The following is a 2,457-nucleotide window of genomic DNA, read 5'->3' as shown; positions in this document are numbered from 1 at the left end:
CCTTGGGCGGCGAGGACTTACCGCCCTTGGCCTGAGGTTGTTTCACGGCCATCCCCTCGGGCAGCCACGCCGCGATCCGCGCCTGCGCCGCCGCGTCCAGATCCTTGCGGGCCGTCTCTTCGTTAAAGAGCCGATGCAGGAACGCGGCCTTGTCTTTCTTTTTGAGTTTGGAGAAGTCTGCAGTGACGGCCTTACCCTTGATCTCGCCCATGATCGCGTCCAGTTGGGCCGCCTTCAGGCGATTGAGAAAGCCCTCTGTCGGTGTCCAGACCGCCCGGACATCGGTCGCCGCCATGTTGGCAACCGCCTCGCCCAGGTCTCCATACTTCTCGCCTGCAAGCTTCGTGGAAAAGAGCTTGGCAATGCTCTCGGTCAGTAGCCGGTTGCGCTCCTTCTTGGGTTTAGCCCGAAACTCCGTGAAGGATTTCGCCGCCTTCTTGGCCTCCATGGGAGAAGCATGAGACTTGCCCTGCAGAGCCTCGGGCAAAACCAAACCTTCGTCGTCATCCGGCGCGTTGTCGGCGAGGTCCGTTCTGAGGCCGAGCGGATGCATCCAATCGTAAACCGGGGTAGACAGCAGGAAGGTCAAGAGATCAACGGCCAGTTCAGGCTTGGTCAGCAACGCCGTTTGAATTGCCCCGGTGCGGACCTTCGCCAGATCCTCGGCCAATGCGGCGGAGTAAGGGCCTTTCTTCTCGGCTGTTGTACTCCCGCTCTTGGTAACGGAGCGGCAGATCCCCGCGTCGACCGCGGCGGCGTGATCCTGCGGTTTGATCAGGCCGTATTCGCTGTCAATCTCGCCCCGATAGTCGAGGTAGAGCACAACACCGGCGTGGGCCATCTGATCAGCGCTATAGCTTTCTTCTCCCAACTTGTTAGCAAGGGCCTCAAATTCTTCGACCTCTCCATCACTGGCTTGGCCGTCATCGATTAAATCCTGCAATTCGTCGTACCGCGCGCCGTCTTCCTCACTGAGTTCCGCCTGTTCCGGGTAGGTCCGCTCCATCTTGCTTAGGATGTTCCAGTCCGGACGCTCCAGGGACGTTTCAACCCACTTCCAGCCCTTACCCCAGATCTCCTTCGCGACGGCTTCAAGCTTGTCCTCCGCGAGCTTGGCCAACAATTCCCGGTCCAGGAAAAAGGTCTGCTCCCCGAAAAGGTCTTCGCGAATGGCACCGCCTGCGGCTTCGTAAGCTTCCCGGCCAACAAAGCGAACATGTTTATCGTCGCCGTCGCCGCTCTCGGCCATCAAGTTCCGCTTGATCTGCTTGGGCTCCTGACCATGCCAAAAAGTCTTCATCCGCTCGTAGACTTCCACCTGCCGCTCTGGATCGGCGCTCACGGTGTAGGCCGCTGCTGCGTCTAAGGTGATTTCGTCTGCAGCAAGCGCTTTGAGGATCGGCTCCGGCAGATCTGCCAGCCGCATCCGGCCTTTGACCTGGCGGACTGTAACGGCGAAGGCTTTGGCGATTGTTTCCAACGGCGCGCTGGTCTCGGCCATCTTGCGGTAAGCTCGGATTTCCTCCGCCGGATGCAATGCCGCCCGCGCAACGTTCTCGCTGTTGGCCCAAGCCTGGGCTTCAAGTGTGTTTTCAGCCAGGATTACCGGCACGCTCATATCGGCCTTGCCGTCCTGCTCAGCGATCAGCTTTAGGGCACGTAGGCGACGTCCACCGGCCACGATTCCGATTTTGCCGTCTTCCTCGATGCCTGCGAGGTTTTGCAGAAGCCCAACCGAACGGATCGAACCGGCCAACGCTTCGATCTCCGCATCGCTCACGCTCTGACGCGGGTTCAAAGGCGAAAGAGCCAGTCGGTCAATCGCGAAGTTCACAAGCGCGCGGCCTTCGGTGGTGGTAGGTGTGGTTTCAACTGCGATGTTCATGTACTTAGTCCTCGGGAAAAATCCGTTTTGAGTTCTTTTGGAGAAAGGGGAGAGCAAAGCCGCGCTCCCCTTTTTCTTTGCCGTCAGTATTCGATTGGCAGCATGAGGGTTAGAACCCTGCGGCTTTGCGACGGATCGGCAGGTTCGGAAGAGCCGAATTCGTAGGCGGCGTCATAGATATCGATCTTCCAAAAGATCTTGATCCCCATGACCTCTACCGAGCCGAATTCGTGTTCGTTGTACGGATCGTTGTCCGATGAAAATTCTTTGAAGTCCCGCACCGCCCGTAGGGCCGCCATGAGGAAGTCCGGCCCGTTCTCGCGGATGCCGGGCGTGGTGACGATTTTTCCTTTGATCTCCGCATCGCCGTTCAACGTGCTGCGATAGCGGTCGTTCTGTTTTCCGATGATAGAGACCCTGCGCATTGCCTCGGTTGCGCCGTTGGTTCCGCTCTCTCCGCAATCGGTCTGTGCTGTCGTGGTCATATGGCTTTGTCCTCTCTTCGCCAGTGGGGTGTGACCTTCTTCCTTGGTGGGGTGAAGGTCGTCAGAACTTCACCGCAGCGAAGGGAG

General features: G+C 58.7%; 2 protein-coding genes. Both read right to left on the bottom strand.

Annotated features, from left to right (window positions below; genetic code table 11):
- Positions 1–1,885, bottom strand: a 1,885-nt coding sequence (locus QMZ18_RS36810) for a ParB/RepB/Spo0J family partition protein (RefSeq protein WP_282611427.1), incomplete at its 3' end; no start/stop codon positions are given.
- 83 nt (positions 1,886–1,968) lie between these two features.
- A complete protein-coding gene (locus tag QMZ18_RS36805; RefSeq protein WP_282611426.1) occupies positions 1,969–2,370 on the bottom strand; it encodes a DUF3768 domain-containing protein in 402 nt (133 codons plus the stop codon).
- Positions 2,371–2,457: the final 87 nt, after the last annotated feature.

The organism is Pelagibius sp. Alg239-R121, assembly GCF_947331435.1.
Taxonomy (GTDB): Bacteria; Pseudomonadota; Alphaproteobacteria; order Kiloniellales; family Kiloniellaceae; genus Denitrobaculum.
The sequence above is the reverse complement of the archived record's forward strand: the minus strand, read 5'-3'. Positions and strand labels throughout refer to the sequence as shown.